The sequence below is a fragment of the Natrinema amylolyticum genome, from assembly GCF_020515625.1.
Taxonomy (GTDB): Archaea; Halobacteriota; Halobacteria; order Halobacteriales; family Natrialbaceae; genus Natrinema; species Natrinema amylolyticum.
In genome coordinates, this window is record NZ_JAIWPJ010000010.1 from 25,315 (window position 1) to 41,192 (window position 15,878).

14 protein-coding genes and 3 pseudogenes are annotated in these 15,878 nt (G+C 57.9%); 15 read left to right on the forward strand and 2 right to left on the reverse strand.

All coding sequences use genetic code 11. The features are described 5' to 3' along the window. Nucleotides 1-41: 41 nt before the first annotated feature. The 3 genes and pseudogenes from LDH66_RS22740 to LDH66_RS22750 all read left to right on the forward strand — a co-directional run. Nucleotides 42-239, forward strand: a pseudogene (locus LDH66_RS22740) (RNA-guided endonuclease TnpB family protein); the annotation flags it as partial. Between the two features lie 431 nt (nt 240-670). Further along, a complete protein-coding gene (locus LDH66_RS22745; RefSeq protein ID WP_226483361.1) occupies nt 671-1,918 on the forward strand; it encodes an alpha/beta fold hydrolase in 1,248 nt (415 codons plus the stop codon). 542 nt (nt 1,919-2,460) lie between these two features. Next, nucleotides 2,461-3,468, forward strand: a complete 1,008-nt coding sequence (locus LDH66_RS22750; protein ID WP_226483362.1) for a DMT family transporter — start codon at nt 2,461-2,463, stop codon at nt 3,466-3,468. Nucleotides 3,469-3,825: 357 nt separating this feature from the next. On the opposite strand, the pseudogene LDH66_RS22755 reads toward LDH66_RS22750, so the two are convergent. After that, nucleotides 3,826-4,224: pseudogene (locus tag LDH66_RS22755) on the reverse strand (transposase); the annotation flags it as partial. Nucleotides 4,225-4,954: 730 nt separating this feature from the next. On the opposite strand from LDH66_RS22755, the gene LDH66_RS22760 reads away from it, so the two are divergent. Both LDH66_RS22760 and LDH66_RS22765 read left to right on the forward strand, forming a co-directional pair. Next, a complete protein-coding gene (locus LDH66_RS22760) occupies nt 4,955-5,320 on the forward strand; it encodes a hypothetical protein (RefSeq protein ID WP_226483363.1) in 366 nt (121 codons plus the stop codon). Nucleotides 5,321-5,385: 65 nt separating this feature from the next. Then, nucleotides 5,386-6,573, forward strand: coding sequence for a right-handed parallel beta-helix repeat-containing protein (locus LDH66_RS22765; RefSeq protein ID WP_226483364.1), 1,188 nt, complete (start codon nt 5,386-5,388; stop codon nt 6,571-6,573). Between the two features lie 53 nt (nt 6,574-6,626). Here LDH66_RS22765 and LDH66_RS23170 read toward each other — a convergent pair. Next, nucleotides 6,627-6,982 (reverse strand): annotated as a pseudogene (locus LDH66_RS23170) (DUF234 domain-containing protein); the annotation flags it as partial. 388 nt (nt 6,983-7,370) lie between these two features. Between LDH66_RS23170 and LDH66_RS22775 the strand changes: the two are divergent. From LDH66_RS22775 to LDH66_RS22820, 10 genes are all read left to right on the forward strand, one after another. After that, entirely contained in the window at nt 7,371-8,159 is a 789-nt protein-coding gene (locus tag LDH66_RS22775) for a class I fructose-bisphosphate aldolase (RefSeq protein WP_226483366.1), read from the forward strand. A 172-nt stretch (nt 8,160-8,331) separates the two neighbouring features. Then, a complete protein-coding gene (gene glpR, locus LDH66_RS22780) occupies nt 8,332-9,093 on the forward strand; it encodes an HTH-type transcriptional regulator GlpR (RefSeq protein WP_226483375.1) in 762 nt (253 codons plus the stop codon). A gap of 2 nt (nt 9,094-9,095) precedes the next feature. Further along, nucleotides 9,096-10,004, forward strand: coding sequence for a 1-phosphofructokinase (pfkB, locus tag LDH66_RS22785; RefSeq protein ID WP_226483367.1), 909 nt, complete (start codon nt 9,096-9,098; stop codon nt 10,002-10,004). 242 nt (nt 10,005-10,246) lie between these two features. Then, nucleotides 10,247-11,422 carry a PTS fructose transporter subunit IIC gene (locus LDH66_RS22790; protein ID WP_226483368.1) on the forward strand — a complete coding sequence of 392 codons (1,176 nt, stop codon included), beginning with the start codon at nt 10,247-10,249 and terminating at the stop codon, nt 11,420-11,422. Between the two features lie 55 nt (nt 11,423-11,477). Beyond that, on the forward strand, nt 11,478-11,954 hold the full coding sequence (locus tag LDH66_RS22795) for a PTS sugar transporter subunit IIA (RefSeq protein ID WP_226483369.1): 477 nt from the start codon (nt 11,478-11,480) through the stop codon (nt 11,952-11,954). Further along, nucleotides 11,951-12,241: an HPr family phosphocarrier protein gene (locus LDH66_RS22800; RefSeq protein WP_226483370.1), complete on the forward strand. Its 291-nt coding sequence runs from the start codon at nt 11,951-11,953 to the stop codon at nt 12,239-12,241. The genes LDH66_RS22795 and LDH66_RS22800 overlap by 4 nt, the downstream gene beginning before the upstream one ends. 12 nt (nt 12,242-12,253) lie before the next feature. Then, entirely contained in the window at nt 12,254-13,948 is a 1,695-nt protein-coding gene (ptsP, locus tag LDH66_RS22805; protein WP_226483371.1) for a phosphoenolpyruvate--protein phosphotransferase, read from the forward strand. A 4-nt stretch (nt 13,949-13,952) separates the two neighbouring features. Further along, nucleotides 13,953-14,426, forward strand: a complete 474-nt coding sequence (locus LDH66_RS22810; protein ID WP_226483372.1) for a PTS fructose transporter subunit IIB — start codon at nt 13,953-13,955, stop codon at nt 14,424-14,426. 58 nt (nt 14,427-14,484) lie between these two features. After that, a complete protein-coding gene (locus tag LDH66_RS22815; protein WP_226483373.1) occupies nt 14,485-15,339 on the forward strand; it encodes a class 1 fructose-bisphosphatase in 855 nt (284 codons plus the stop codon). A gap of 18 nt (nt 15,340-15,357) precedes the next feature. Continuing rightward, the coding region (locus tag LDH66_RS22820; protein WP_226483374.1) for an aldehyde dehydrogenase family protein at nt 15,358-15,878 on the forward strand (521 nt) is incomplete at its 3' end.

A 15,878-nucleotide genomic window follows, 5' to 3' on the forward strand; every position in this document is an offset into this window, starting at 1 on the left:
GAATTGCGTCACTCGACTACGCTCTCCACCGATCATTCTCCCACGTAACTAAGTTCCAAGCAGATATCAACACAGCAGCGAACATCGCTGGTCGCGTTGATCCGTGGGGAGAGAGCGTTCCTTGGGAACCGGAACGCAATGACTCGCCACGGAACGGGAGCGCCTGTGACAGCGCCACAGCCCACCACGAGACGAGCGAGAAATCCTTGCAGATGACACTCGAGGCCTACTCGGACTGAAACCTGCAGGCTCTCGTTCGACCGTCGAACGAATCGACCTTTGAGGCGTGAGACGGCCGAATTCGAGGGTTTGAATACGGCCTCATCTGATAGTTTTTGATGAATTTGTAGGCCCGTGCTGAATACAGCGCGCGAATCTCGCACTGTAGCAGGACGTAACCCTGGACGTAGAAATCGCCGTAGCGTGATCGTGGGAGTATGACCTCGGCTGGCTATTGTTGCCGAACAAAGTCCGCCAGCGGGTGCAACAGGACTGTAAGTCCCGGGATGATGTAGCCGTATGCTTGTGTCGATCTACCGGTGTTCTCCCTACTGTCTGTAGTGTTCGGTAACAGCTAACGTGATGCGCGACGTAGCTGTAACTTACGCCCACTACGAGGCCACGTTGAGGTCGGGACCTGTCGAGGTGGGTGTATCAGAAGGAGGAAACTATGGCAGCAACACCCGAAACCGAGTCAAACAAACAGATTGTCCGCCGGCTATTAGACGAAGTGGTGACCGAGGGAAACATCAACCTCATTGATGACCTCTTCGCTGAGGACGTACTTGACCACACTCTGATGGGCGAGACCCGAGGCCGTGAACCAATCAAAGAACGAGCCAAATCCCTGCACGGCGCGTTTTCGGGCTTCTCAGCGACCGCTGAGAAGCTGGTCGCTGAGGACGATACTGTGGCACTGTGGGCGATTGATCGAGGAACGCACGATGGCGAGTTTCTGGGCATCGAACCGACGGGACGGGAGGTTGAATACTCGGCGACGGCGTTCTTCCGGATGGAAGATGGGAAAATCGTCGAGCGGTGGGTTCAGCCCGACTTGTTCGGCCTTATGCAGCAACTCGGCGTCGTCGAACTGCCCGGAGACCCGTCGAGCCGAAGAACGATGGAAACGGTCACGTCGGCAGATGGCACGCCGATTGCGTATGAGCGAACCGGGAGCGGGCCACCGATCGTACTCGTATACGGGAACGGCGACATCCTCCAGTTCTGGGAAGAAGGGGGAGTCCGTTCTGCGTTCGCCAACCAGTACACAGTCTACACCATCGAACGCCGAGGACGCGGCGAGAGCGGCGACGCCGCCGAGTACAAACTGGAACGCGAGGCTGAGGATGTGGCGGCAGTCGTCGAGACCATCGACGAACCGGTGACGCTGCTCGGCCACTCCGGTGGCGCCCTCTATTCGCTGGAGGCGGCCCTGCGAACCGACAACCTCCGTTCCCTCCTCTTGTACGAACCACCGATTCAGGTCGTCGACAACGAACTCGACATCGCCGAGGAGCTCACTGAAATGAGAGCGCTGGTGGAGCGCGATGAGAGTGAGCAAGCGCTCGTCCAGTTCATGCATGACATCGCAGGTCTTCCGCCGGACAAGATTGACGCGCTTCGTTCGGCACCGGTCTGGCAGGAGATGGTCGCCGCGGCTCATACACTCCCCCGTGAGTTAGAGGCGATTAGCGAGTATGAGTTCGAGCCAGCCCGGTTCGCAGATATGATTATACCGACGTTGCTGTTGTCCGGCAGCGAGAGCCCCCCACTATACAAAGACGCGACGAAAGCGGTCAACGAATCGCTTCCCAACAGCCGGATCGCCGTTTTCGAGGGAGAACAACACATGGCGATGCACACCGCACCGGACCGGTTCATCACCGAGGTGATCACGTTCATCGAGGAATCGTCCTGACTGACCGGCAATCAATTGTCACTCAATTAGGTGGCATTGGCTATTGACGATCACGGAGTAGTCGGTTCAGAACTGACGTTCCAAACAACCCACCCCTTGTGCTGTATGCACCCTCCATATTCAGCACGCGTATCCTCACAGAACATAAAGGGGTCGTATCAATTGGCGATTGATTTTCTTAATCGCCACCAGTTTAGTTGTACATGAATCTCACCGATGGACCACCTGACGTTCGATTATCGAACGAAAGCACCCCTCCCCGGTCGTTCGATTGATAATCCCATCGCTGTCTTGCGATTATTCCACCGGAAATCTATGGGCGCTGCCAGATTGGATTCCCCTCGTAGGGGAAGCCTCGCTGTTTACGGCGGGGATGATATCACCTGTCTGTCACTCTTGCCTGGTCGCCTATGTTTGAGGAATGACTCACATGGACATATAGCTATTGGGTCGTGTTATCAGGGTTCCCGTAAACCGTTTAGTTGAGCCCCGTATAGACAAGACACTGACTTTGAACCAGCCACATATTACACAATGATAACATGACAAAGGCAGAAGACGTGTTGTTGTTTGGCGCGCTCGCATTCGTCTGGGGAACAGCCTTCACCGCGATCGAAATCGGGCTAGAAACCATTCCTCCACTCCTCTTCGCAGCGGCCCGATTAGATATCGCTGCGTTCATCTTCGTGGGAGCGGTCCTACTCAGCCGGATTCAATGGCTTCCCCGCACTAAAGCAGACATCGCTCTCATCCTCTCGAACGGAATTCTCGTCATCGGAGCGCACTTTGCGTTCTCCTTCATCGGCCAGAGCTACGTCACAAGTGGAGTCGCTGCGATCGTCCTCAGTTTCACACCGATCATCACACCCGTCATCGCTATCCGAATCCTCCCAGCAGAACGCATCTACAGCACAGACGTCCTCGGTCTCTGTACCGGGCTTGTCGGTGTGGTCGCTATCGCAACTGCTGGTGGGTCCTTTGATGGACAACTCCTCGGTGTTGGACTTCTCTTGGCATCCGCAATCGTCTTCGCGCTTGGCTCCGTACTGACGGAACGCTGGACAGCGATTCTCCCAGCACTGTCCCTCCACGCGTGGTCGATGATTACTGGCGCGGTATTCCTCCATGTCACTGCCTACACCTATTCAGGTGCATCGTTCCGGACCGTGACGTGGACGCCGTCAGCAGCAGCCGCCCTCACGTACCTCGGCATCTTCGCAACAGCAGGCGGGTTCCTCCTCTACTTCACCTTGCTGAATCGAATCGGTGCAACGAACGTCAGCCTCATCAACTACGCATCACCCGTTGTAGCGACGATCTTCGGTGCAACCCTCCTCGGTGAGCAAATCACCATAGCGACCATCGCCGGATTTGCGCTCATCGTTGTCGGATTCGTGCTTTGCAATATCCGGCCGCTCTGGCGGCTTACCCGGTCCATCAGGAACGTGGGCGTCAGTGATCAGGTGCTTGAACGCGATGAAGTCCGCATCCAAGGTAACGTCTACACTACAAAGACCGATTCACAGAACTACCTGCAGCCAAGTGATTAACTGCCCCTCGCTGGTCGTCGTGCTGATGAATCGCCTCGGGGTCAAGTGGTTCGAGACGCCTTCGGTGTCTCGTCATTACGGAAGACCAACGGTCTTCCGAACGACCCCGGAGCATTTGCCTTGACCGCCTGTGAATACTATTCTCTGAAAAGACGGGAGATCGATATCGATGAGCAAGCTGTGATCGACGAGTCAATCACCACGCCAGATCCAGATCTTGGGCAGCTAGACGTCGACGGCTAGACAATGTGGCAGATTGGTTTTGAGGCGGCAAATGTTCTGATAGTGGTGGCTACTACTGGAGTGACATCCTCCTCGCCGTAAATGGCAAGGCTTCCCTCGCATGGGGAATACCAGTCAGTCGTCACTGGTAGAGGGTTCCGACTCTTGGAACGCCGTGAGCGTCATCTGCGCTGGTGCGCTCGTCTCACGGTGAGTCGTGGCGGTGTCACTACCGCTCCCATCTCGTGACGAGTCATTGCGTTCTGCCTTGTCAAGCGGGACGCTCTCTCCCCACGGGTCAACCCGTCGTGCGATGTTCGCGGAAGCGTTGATATCGGCCTGAAACGTCGATACGTGGCAGTTGCCGTTCGGACACTGGAACTCGGCTTGGGAATCTCGCCGACCGATACGGTGGCACGAGTGGCACGTCTGACTGGTGTACGCTGGATTCACGTACTCGACAAGGATGGCTTCCTCGGTCGCCTTGTCCTCGATGCGCCCTTGTAGTCGAGCGAACGCCCACGAGTGAAGGCGGAAGTGAACCCGGATCCACTATTGAGCTATTCGACGCTCTATCTCTGACTTCGGTTTCGATTCAGTAACTGGAACAAGTCAGATTATCATTCTATATAAATTAGAAAGATTGGGAAAGTCAGTTGTTAGGGTTCGGGACAAGCATCCCAAGGCGAGTGTGCCGGATCAGCCGCACGGTCGTGCTGTGCAGCGTGATCTCCAGCGTTCTCGCACGCTGCTCCAATACCTGTCTCCAATCCCTCGGCGGCTACGCCTCCCGTGGCGATGACTGCTAGCACCGCAAGCGCTACCAAAGCGAGTACGATGCGCTGATGACGGATCAGTAACTCTGTTACGTTTGACATTCTTGTCCCCCTTACCGCTTGGTGCTACCCGGAAGTCGTTCTCCTTCCTTGGTCTAGCACCACACATCCCTCCCTCAGATAAGGTAATAAATATGTTAGTATAATATCGGGAATAGTTGTATAGATAGATAAATAGGATAGCTCCTTACTCGTTTCCGTACCCGAGACACTGCCAGCCTTCTCGCTGGCAGGTGAAATTTGATATAGATAATGTATGTTTGATATGGATTCCAGGTGATATTCACGGCGAACATTTGGGTGTGTACAGCTGCGGCTGGAGGAATTTTAGTGTCGGAAGAAGACGCTGAATGAGCGCCTTCGAGGTATCACGATCCTAGTGATACCAATAGCAGGTAGCAACGCTAGCGGTAAGGTCGTTACGGTCGATGAACAACGAACAGGAGAGAGCACAGGACGAGAACAGAGACGTCGTCAACGAGACACCGACGGTCAAAGCGCAGTCGAAATGGAAATTCAGGCGAAAGTCGATGCCAACTACCCGGCTGGTCCCGAAGCTCATCTGCGTTAGATTCCCCTATTTCTACGGCAAGTCCGGAGGATTCCAACGGAGAGGCGATGGTTTCCTGTGCAGGTTTTTCATTTCCGGTGACGGGCTGCCGACTGATGAGGGTCTCGAGGAGATCAACGAGATATCCCGCTTTTTCGCAATGCTCTCACCGGCATCCTCTTCATTCTCTCCTGAAGGTTGTGAGTGCGGCATATGTCAGATTGGGCAGTTATTTCGCAACTAGCGCCGACTCTAGTCCCAATCAAATAGCCCCCAAGCACGAAACGTTCAGACCGCGAACGTCGAGATATGAATCGCAGAGAGTTCGTTCGAACGGCAGGTCTGGTCGGACTAGCCGGAATACCCGAGAAAGTCGCCGGACAGACCGACGGGAACAGCGCGGACGACCACGACACGATTCGGGTCCCTACCGACGAACCTACCATACAGGACGCCGTCGATGTTGCCGAGGAGAGCGACCTCGTACTTCTCGAAGAAGACACATACGAGGAGGCAATCGAGATCGGGACACCCAGGATAACACTGCGCGGTCACAACCGAAACAGGGTTATCCTCGACGGTGGGTTCGAGCAAGAAGACGGGATACTCGTCGAAGCCGATGAGGTCGCTGTCGAGAACCTTACTGTACGGCACTTTCGAAATAACGCCGTCTACTGGAACGACGTCGACGGATTCCGGGGGAGTTTCCTGACAGCGTACAACAACGGCTACTACGGGATTTACGCCTATCGCTCACGTGACGGCCGATTTGAGTACAGCTACGCGTCGAGTCATCCCGATGCTGGGTTCTATCTCGGCCGTAACCAACCGTTTGAGGCGGTGATCTCCGACGTTGTCGCTGAGTATAACGGTCTGGGGTACTCGGGGACCAGCACGGGTGAGGATCTAACGATCAAAGATTCGATCTGGCGGCATAACATGGCCGGTATCGTTCCGAACACGTTAGATACGATTGACCCACCCCAGCATTCCTCACACATCGTGAACAACGTCGTCTACGACAATGGCAACGAGAACGCCCCCACTGAGCAACACACGTATCCGATGTTTGGCACTGGCATCCTCCTCTGGGGTGGAAACGATAATCTCGTCGAGGACAACATCGTCGATAGTCACCCAAATTTTGGGATTGCAGCCTATCCTACCGTTGACGAGCCATCGGAGAACGTGATCCGAGAGAACATCGTCCGAGGATCAGGACGGGCAGACCTAGCGCTGGGCGCGCCTGCCGGCGAGGACAACCAATTTGAAGCAAATGAGTTTCGTACCAGCCTGCCGTCGGCCATCCAAGACGATGCGAGCGAGGGCGACGATCACGTCACCGAGGTCTTCCAGGAACAGCAGCGCCGCGCCGAGGACGAGAACTATCCGTCGGGCAACTGGCGCGACCAGCCTGAACCACGAGATCAGCCGACAATGCGTGATCCGGAAGCGCCACCTCGGCCCGCCAGCAAATCCATCTCATGGGGACAGTGAACGGTCACCGTTCTATCGCAGCCGTTGAGCAAGAGAAGCACCGAGAGAGCGGGATCGTCATGAAAAATGAACGATATATCGTCGCGGTCCGTGGCTATCTCCTGTAAGTCGTCGGAAAACCCCGATCGACGGAAACAGCAGTAGTGATACTCGAGTTCGGACCCATCCGGTGGCGTCCACTGTCTCTGTGCAGCACTGCACTCGAGATCGATGAGGTCACCTTCGTCATCTGACTGAACGTATACTTCCATTCGCCAGCGACGATCGTTCCATCACTTGCGAGATCAACGACGTTGAGTTCGTGATAGTGGTGCCACCAGTAGCCAATCCTCTTGTCCGTCTCGGGGACCAGTGATGGAAGTGCATTCTGACAGCTCTCTTCGAACATTGTCCCTCTGTCCTCGGTGAACACTTCCCCAGCCGTTGCCGGCTGTCTACTTCCAAAACTAGATATTGAGGAGAGTGGCGACCTAGAGAACCGGATCCGGTCTGTTGTTCGTAGCGAATTAGCGGAGGCAGAATGACCCGGTAGCCAACGCAATATGGAGGAAACTTCACTCAGTTTAGGCATATGGAATTGTCATATATCTAAGTTATTTTTGAATACCCTTTTCCCTTCTGATCATGGTGGTCAACCTCGAGACTCCGATCGTGTTTGAGCGAATTAGTACCGGATGTTTCTCGTCCAATCCACATACCACTGTTTGGCTAACATATGTTCCACACAATTTTGGTAGAGATAAATCATACACAGTAGTATTTAGTCCCTACACGTGTTCGGTTCTGATTGAGATTGGATGCGATCACTTGATAATACTCCGATTGTACAGGACGGGAAGTCAATCATCCTCGCCCACGATCACGGACTAGAACACGGGCCGGCTGCCTTCGCGGATGTCCCTGAGCGGCTTGATCCGGAGACGGTCTTCGAAATGGCAACTCACGATGCAGTGACTGGGTTCGCAGTCCAGAAGGGGCTTGCAGAGACGTATTACCCCTCCTACAATGACGATGTGAACCTGCTGGCGAAACTCAACGGCACCAGTAGTCTCTGGATGGGCGAACCGTATTCGCCGCAGACGTGCTCGGTGGAGTACGCGCTGGAACTCGGCGCTGACGCCGTGGGATATACGGTATATCCAGGGACCAATCGCGAGCCGGAGATGTTCGAGGAGTTCCAGAAGATACAGGAATCGGCCCGCGAGCACGATACTCCAGTGGCGATGTGGTCGTACCCGCGTGGGCAGGCTGTAAAAGAGCACCGCAAGCCCGAAATAATTTCCTATGCGACTCGGATCGCGCTCGAGCTTGGTGCGGATATTGCGAAGGTAAAGTACCCGCGAAGCGGCGAAGCAATGGCTAACGCAGTGGACGCAGCAGGTGACGTGAACGTCGTCCTGAGTGGCGGCTCCAAGACCGACGATAGCGAATTCCTGTCATTGGTTGAGACGGCGATGAACGCTGGCGCTAGTGGTTTAGCGGTCGGTCGTAATGTCTGGCAGCGTGATGATCCTGAGCAGATCCTCGACGCCCTCGAAGCAATCGTCTTCGAGGGTGCGGCTGCGGACGAGGTACTTGACGGTTGAGACCACGTCAGTGGACGGGATTGGTGAACAGCGGGATTGGTCGAAGGATCATGTCGGCCGCGTCATCGCCGAAGCCGTCTCTGACGGCTGTTGGACAGTAGGCAATCAAAAGCGATCACAATCAGATAGGAATATGAACGCCACCGTGTTATCCGTTCGTAAGCAAACACCTATGTTACCGGCAATGCGAAAACGCGAGATCGTCGAGCTGGTCTCCGAGCGAGGCGAGTGTTCCGTCGCCGAACTCGCCGAAGAGATGGACTGTTCGAAGGCGACGATCCGTCGCGATCTCAACGATCTCGAAGAGAGGCAGTTGATCGAGCGATCTCACGGCGGTGCAGTGCCGGCAACGACCGTTGGGGAGGAACAGACCTACGGCCAGAAGGAGGTACAGAACCTCGACGGCAAGATGGCGATCGCCGAGCGAGCAGTCGAGGAGATCACTGATAATCAGGTCGTGTTTTTCGACTCGGGATCGACGACAATGCAGGTCGCCAAAAACATCCCGAAGGATCGTTCGTTCCTCGCCGTCACTAACTCGCCGGTTCTAGCGATGGAGCTGGGCAACCGGAACGACGAAGTGAAACTCACTGGCGGATCGCTCCGTCATGAGACTCGCGCGCTCACCGGACCGAGTGCGGAGCGATTCATGGAGCGGACCAACTTCGATCTCCTGTTTCTCGGCACAAACGCGATTGAACCGTCGGAGGGACTGATGACTCCGAACGAGGACGAAGCCCGGCTGAAATCGCTCATGATCGAGAACTCGGGACGTATCGTACTCGTCTCCGACGGATCCAAGCTGGGTAAACAAAGTTTCGTGAAATTCGCCGACTTCGAAGACTTGGACGCATTTATTACCGATACGACGCTCTCGGACGAGCAGCGTGAACCGTTGAAAACCGCCAACGTGGATCTCATTGAGGGAACTTAACAGTGATTTTGACAGTCACGCTCAACCCTGCAGTCGATCACACGCTCAAGGTTGAGGATCTCCCCGAACCCTCTGCGGTCGCACGGACCGATAGCGCGCGCGTCGACCCCGGCGGAAAGGGGATCAACGTCTCGAAGTATCTCGTTGAACTCGATACGGAAACGGTCGCGACCGGTGTCGTCGGTGACTTCTTGGGCCAATTCGTTCGCGACAGCTTGGTCGACGAGGGGATCACCGGCGACTTTGTCGAGATCGAAGGTCGGACGCGACTCAACACCACGATTCTGACCGACGATGCCGAGTACAAGATCAACCACAATGGACCGACGGTCGACACGAGCGCGATCGACGATCTCCTCGAGATTATCGAGCGCTACGACCCCGATACAGTCGTCGTCGGTGGTAGTCTCCCGCCGGGTCTCGGTCCCGAGGCCATCGACCAGATCGCCCGAGCGGGCGACTGGCAAACCGTCGTTGACGTTGGCGGAGATGTACTCAACGATTTAGACGCGTCCTACGCGCTCTGCAAACCCAACCGCGAAGAGCTCGCCACAGCGACGGGACAGTCGGTCAGTTCGCTAGAGGAGTGTCAGAAAGCGATCGAACAGCTCCGCCAGAGTGGCTACGATCGGGTTATTGCATCGTTGGGCGCCGACGGTGCCATCATGGCGACGCCGGACGAGTGCCTGCATGCGGCAGCGCTGGATGCCGATATCGTCGACACGGTCGGTGCCGGCGACTCGATGCTTGCGGGCATTCTCTCTGCACGTAATCGGGGCGCGACGGACGAGGAGGCACTCCGGACGGGCGTGGCCGTCGCATCGCGTGTCGTCTCCGTACCGGGTACAGATGTCCCACCGCTCGACAACGTGGCAGAAGCGATCGATCGCGTGTCCGTATCGACCCGATAAGTCACATCTCCTTTCCGGGTGTTTGGTTGTGATCGTTCTCTCGATTACCCGCCCCTAGTTTTCACAACTGATGTGTATTTTGTCCATTCTATGAACGGCGGTTTTAGTGGCAATCGACGGTCGATAGTGCTTAAATACGCAGATACCCTCTGAACGCGCAGGAATTAATTCGATAATATTCGGTCAGAAACAATCGGATTCGAAAATTCTTTTGAACAATGGGTGGGATTCCTATCCGAAGTATGGCAAGGCAAGACAGAGCAGAACGCGCGCTTCGGTCCCACGTCACCTCCGTCAAAGAGGACGTGATGACTGGCGTGTCGTTCATGATTCCGTTCGTCACCATCGGGGGTATCTTCTTAGCGGTGGCGTTCATGGTCGCCGAGCTGCCGTTCACCGCTGGTACCACCGAGACGGTTTTCGAAGAAACCGGATCGCTCGCGTGGTACATGGCCGAGATCGGCGTCCTCGGTCTGACGATCATGATCCCTATCCTGGGGGCGTACATCGCCTACGCCATCGCAGATAGGCCCGGACTCGCGCCGGGGTTCATCCTCTCGTGGGCGATTCAGCAAGAGAACATCATCGAAGCCGCCGGTGAGATCGTCGGCTTCCAGGCCGACGGTGCCGTCGCCGGCTTCCTCGGCGCACTGGTGGCCGGTCTCCTCGCCGGCTATGTCGCCCGCTGGATGAAAGGGTGGACAGTCCCATCCTTCATCGAGCCGATGATGCCGGTGCTGATCATCCCTGTGGTTACGACAGCACTGCTGGCCCCGCTCGTGATCGTTGGACTGGGAGTTCCGATTGCGATCGCCGACGACGCGTTGACGACGTTCCTCGAGAACATGGAGGGCGCAAATGCCCTCCTGCTTGGCGCGATCCTCGGCGCGATGATGGCGTTCGACATGGGTGGCCCAGTCAATAAGGTCGCCTACGTCTTCGCCGTCGCGCTCGTGGGAGATCAGATCTATGGGCCGATGGCAGCGGTGATGATCGCCGGTATGACCCCGCCGCTCGGGCTGGCACTTTCGAATTTCATCGCACCCCAGAAGTACTCGGCCGAGATGTACGAAAACGCGAAGGCAGCAGTGCCACTGGGCCTGTCGTTCATCACTGAAGGTGCGATCCCCTATGCAGCGGCCGACCCGCTAAGGGTAATTCCCAGCATCATGATCGGCAGCGCGACCGCTGCCGCCACCGCGATGTGGATCGGTGTTACCATGCCGGCGCCCCACGGAGGTATCTTCGTGTTCCTGCTGTCGAACAGCCCGCTGGCCTTCCTCGGTTGTATCGTACTCGGAACGGGCGTGACCGCAGCAGTTGCAACGGTCATCAAGCCCGACTTCGAGAAGACGGTCGCCGATGTCGACACCGAAGCAGGGACGAGTGCCCAGGCAGCAACACAAACCGACGACTGAGACATCGCAAGCTAACTTCCCCGTAACTATTAAGCCCACAGATCATACGTTTATCATGGCAGATACACTCTCACAAGACCGAATCGATACGCTCGCCCCGACCGAACACATCACGCTCGACCCGCCGCCCGCCGACAAGCAGGCTTGCATCGAGTACCTGCTAGACCTACTCGTCGATGCAGGGCGGGTTGAGAATCGGGAGGCTGCCTTAGAGGCACTACTCGCTCGTGAGGAGGAAACGACGACCGGCGTCGGTATGGGAATCGGGATTCCTCACGCCCAAACGGACGCCGTCACGCAACCGTCGGTGGCGTTCACTCGTTCGGACGAGGGCGTCGACTTCGGGGCGATGGACGACGAGCCCGCACAGCTAATCTTCATGATACTCGTCCCCGAATCAGGGGCGGACGATCACCTCGCCATCCTGAGCACTCTCTCGCGGGCACTCATGCACGACGAGGTCCGCGAGGATCTCTACGACGCGGAAACGCCCGAGGAGGTACAAGACGTTCTGAAGGAGGCGGTAGCATGAGTACCGAACGCACCGTCACGGTCGTCCCCGAGGCCGGCCTCCACGCCCGTCCGGCCGCCAAGTTCGTCGAGGCGGTTAACGATCATCAATCGGACGTGGAGATCGGTCGCGTCGACGAGGACGATCTCACCCCTGCAGGTAGCATGATCGCCGTTACGAGCCTCGGCGTTGAGAGCGGCGAGGATATCCGAATCGTTGTAGACGGTCCCGACGAAGAGGCAACGTTGGACGCTCTCGAACGGGTTCTGACAACCCCTGAGGACGAACTCGCCGACGCAAACACCTAAACACCTGATCAGATGTCCCGACGAACTCTCACCGGCACCGGCGCCACACCCCGCTCGAACATCGGGACGGTCGTCTGGTACAGTCCGGACGTCGACCTTCCTGACCCCGACAACGTAGATGTCGACCCGGCGACCGAGCGCGATCGCTTCGAAGACGCTCGCGAGGCCGCCCGCTCGGAGTTAGAGTCCGAACGCGAGCGGACCGCCGAGCGCGTCGGGGAACAGGAGGCCGAAATATTCGACGCTCACCTGCAGTTCCTCGACGATCCCCAGATCGAAGACGGCGTCGAGAGCGCGATCGAGGACGGTCTTCCCGCCGAATACGCCGTCCAGCAGGCGTTCGCCGATCCGATCGAGCAATTCGAGGGCATGGAGGGACGGATGGCCGAGCGAGCGGACGACCTTCGCGACGTCCGCGACCGTCTGATTCGACTGATCGCCGGCGGCGAGCGAGTCGACCTCGGCGACCTTCCTGAGGGGGCAGTGGTCCTCGCCGAGCGGCTCACGCCGAGTGACACTGCCCAACTCGACCCCGATCGCGTCGCGGGATTTGCCACCGTCACCGGCGGACGCACGTCGCACGCTGCGATCTTCGCTCGGTCGCTGGCGCTCCCAGCCGTGGTCGGTGTCGGTGACGAACTACACGACATCGACGAGGGTGCGACCGTCGTCGTCGACGGCGAAAACGGAGAAATTGCCGTCGACCCCACCGATGAACGCCGTGAGGCAGCGTCGGCTACCCACGAGGTGGAGATTCGAGAGGAGCCGGTAGCAACCGCCGATGGTACTGAGATCGAGATCGCCGCGAACGTCGGTCAACCCGTCGAACTCGAGGGTGCCAAGGCGCAGGGGGCCGACGGTATCGGTCTCTATCGTACGGAGTTTCTGTTCCTCGATCGCGAGGCACCGCCGGACGAGGACGAGCAGTACGAGACGTACGTAGAGGCGCTCGATATGTTCCCGGACGGTCGCATCGTCGTTCGGACGCTCGACGTCGGCGGCGATAAGCCGATCCCCTACCTCGACCTGCCCGATGAGGAGAATCCGTTCTTGGGCGAGCGGGGAATCCGCCGATCGCTCGGTCCGGACACGGACCTCTTCGAGGCGCAGCTCCGTGCGTTGCTCCGGGCCGCCGCCGACAGTGACGGTCGGCTGTCCGTCATGTTCCCGCTCGTCGCAACGGTCGAGGAACTCGACGCCGCGCTCGAAACCGTCGATGCGGTCGCGGCTGCCCTCGACGAGGAGGGCATCGACTACGCCGTTCCCGAGCTCGGCGTGATGATCGAGACGCCCGCTGCCGTGTTCGCTGCTCCGGAACTCGCCGAGCGGGTGGATTTCTTCAGTGTGGGCACCAACGACCTCACTCAGTATATTATGGCCGCAGCGCGCGAAAATGAAAATGTTGCCGACATCAGGGACCCATGCCAGCCCAGCGTGTTACGGGCCGTCGCACAGGCCGTCGAGGCAGCCCACGAGAACGACACGTGGATCGGTATGTGCGGAGAGATGGCTGGCGATCCCGAGCTGACCGAGCTGCTCGTCGGCCTGGGGCTCGACGAACTGAGTATGAGCGCAGTCACCGTGCCAGAGGTGAAAGCGACCGTCGAGTCGGTCGACACCGACGAGGCGGCCGAGCAGGCCACTCGAGCGCTCGAAGCGGCCACCAGAGACCAGGTACTCGAACGAATTCAGAACAACGACTCATAGAACAATGAAACTCGTTGCAGTCACGTCATGTCCGACCGGTATCGCACACAGCCAGATGGCAGCAGAGAACCTCGAGACGACAGCCGAAGAACGAGGCCACGACATCAAGGTCGAGGTCCAAGGCGCGATGGGTGCCGAGAACGAATTAACGGACAACGAGATCGCGGCCGCTGACGCCGTTATCATCGCCGCAGATACATCGGTCAGCCGCGATCGCTTCGAGGACAAGCCGCTCGTTAAAGGAACTGTGAAAGACGCTGTCAATGACCCGGAAGGGCTTATCGATCGAGCAGTGCAACGCGCCGAAGCCGGCGAAACCGGCGTCGTCGAGATCGGCGGCACTGACACCGAAACCGAGACTGCGGACGCAAAGGAAGCCGAGGCTACTACGGACTCGGGAAACGAAGAGCCGACTGAGCAGCTCGGCGGAGATCCATCGAAGGGCCTCTTCGCCCGTTTGAAGAGGTTGCTATCATGACACAGGTGGACCGATTCAGGACGAAAACTGGAGCCGAATCGGAGAGCGGGTGGGATCGATGACCGACGTACGTCCCATCTTAGACGCCCTCGTAGAGGTGACGCCAACCGTCCGCGAGGAGCTGCGAACGGCCTCCAGGGAGGGAGAGACCGAAACGGAGAACCCCAGCGGCGACGCCCAATCGGCCGCCGACGTAGTGATTGATCGTCGGTTTCATGACCGACTGACCTCACTCGACGCTGTCGGTGCGTTCGCCAGCGAGGAGCGTGAAACCGTCGAAGACGTCGGCGAAGGGTTCAGTGTTGCTATCGACCCGCTCGACGGGTCGTCGAATCTACGATCGAACAACATCGTCGGAACGGTAGTTGGAGTATACGATGCCTCGCTCCCGGCTAGCGGCCGCGACCTGATCGCCAGCGCCTTCCTCCTGTACGGACCGCTGACAACGATGACAGCCGCCGTAGACGGCGAAGTAACTCGATACACGATCGATGGCGGTGAAATAGTCGACACCACCCCTGTGGTCTTTCCCGACGAGGACGGAATTTGCGGATTCGCAGGGGCGACAAGCGAGTGGCCGAACCTCATAAGGGAGTTCTGGGGAAACCTGAACTACGAGTATAAACTCCGGTACACTGGCGCGATGGTCGGCGATATCGACCACCTTCTCGTCGAGGGTGGACTACTCGGATATCCCGAGCGGGAGTCCAGTCCGAACGGTAATCTTCGGCTCCAATACGAGGCGAATCCGATGGCACACCTCGTCGAGACCGCCGGCGGCCGCTCCACGACTGGCTTAGGGTCGTCCCTCGACGTCGACCCTGAGGAACTCCATCAGCACGTCCCCGCCTATTTCGGAAGCACTGACCTAATCGGTAGGCTCGAGGACGTCATAGAACAGACACCTGAATAGAAACATAATACGATGATTATGAATATCGAAACAAGATCGGAATTAGCTACCAGACAGATCTACGTCGCCGGAGAGTGGATCAATACAAGTCAGACGCTTCGAGTCGACGATCTCGCAGACGGTGGTGCCGTCGGTGAGATAGCTGTAGCGGGACCGGAGGAGGCCAGAACTGCACTGCGTGCTGCCCACGAAATCAAACCGGAACTGCGCGAGACGACAGTCGTCGAGCGCGCCGAGTGGTGTGAAACGATCGCTGACCGACTCCGCGACCGCGAAGAGGAGATCGCGGAGGTCATCGTCCGGGAGGCCGGCAAACCGATCTCGTCGGCCCGCGGCGAGATCGGTCAGGCGGCCGAGCGCTTCGATCGAGCGGCCGAGGAGGCGCGCAATATCGTCAGCAAGGGCGAGTACTGCGAGGGATCGACGGCCGGCCACGAGGGGTGGCAGGCGATCGTCAAACACGAGCCGATCGGCGCGGTACTGTGTATCACGCCGTACAACTACCCGCTTGCCACGACGGCGCTGCAGGTCGCGCCCGC

Coding starts and splice junctions, on each gene's coding strand:
- glpR (WP_226483375.1), top strand. CDS start 8,332: ATGTTACCGGCAATGCGAAAACGCGAGATCGTCGAGCTGGTCTCCGAG.
- LDH66_RS22800 (WP_226483370.1), top strand. CDS start 11,951: ATGAGTACCGAACGCACCGTCACGGTCGTCCCCGAGGCCGGCCTCCAC.
- LDH66_RS22745 (WP_226483361.1), top strand. CDS start 671: ATGGCAGCAACACCCGAAACCGAGTCAAACAAACAGATTGTCCGCCGG.
- LDH66_RS22795 (WP_226483369.1), top strand. CDS start 11,478: ATGGCAGATACACTCTCACAAGACCGAATCGATACGCTCGCCCCGACC.
- LDH66_RS22815 (WP_226483373.1), top strand. CDS start 14,485: ATGACCGACGTACGTCCCATCTTAGACGCCCTCGTAGAGGTGACGCCA.
- LDH66_RS22790 (WP_226483368.1), top strand. CDS start 10,247: ATGGCAAGGCAAGACAGAGCAGAACGCGCGCTTCGGTCCCACGTCACC.
- LDH66_RS22775 (WP_226483366.1), top strand. CDS start 7,371: ATGCGATCACTTGATAATACTCCGATTGTACAGGACGGGAAGTCAATC.
- LDH66_RS22810 (WP_226483372.1), top strand. CDS start 13,953: ATGAAACTCGTTGCAGTCACGTCATGTCCGACCGGTATCGCACACAGC.
- LDH66_RS22765 (WP_226483364.1), top strand. CDS start 5,386: ATGAATCGCAGAGAGTTCGTTCGAACGGCAGGTCTGGTCGGACTAGCC.
- LDH66_RS22760 (WP_226483363.1), top strand. CDS start 4,955: ATGAACAACGAACAGGAGAGAGCACAGGACGAGAACAGAGACGTCGTC.
- ptsP (WP_226483371.1), top strand. CDS start 12,254: ATGTCCCGACGAACTCTCACCGGCACCGGCGCCACACCCCGCTCGAAC.
- LDH66_RS22750 (WP_226483362.1), top strand. CDS start 2,461: ATGACAAAGGCAGAAGACGTGTTGTTGTTTGGCGCGCTCGCATTCGTC.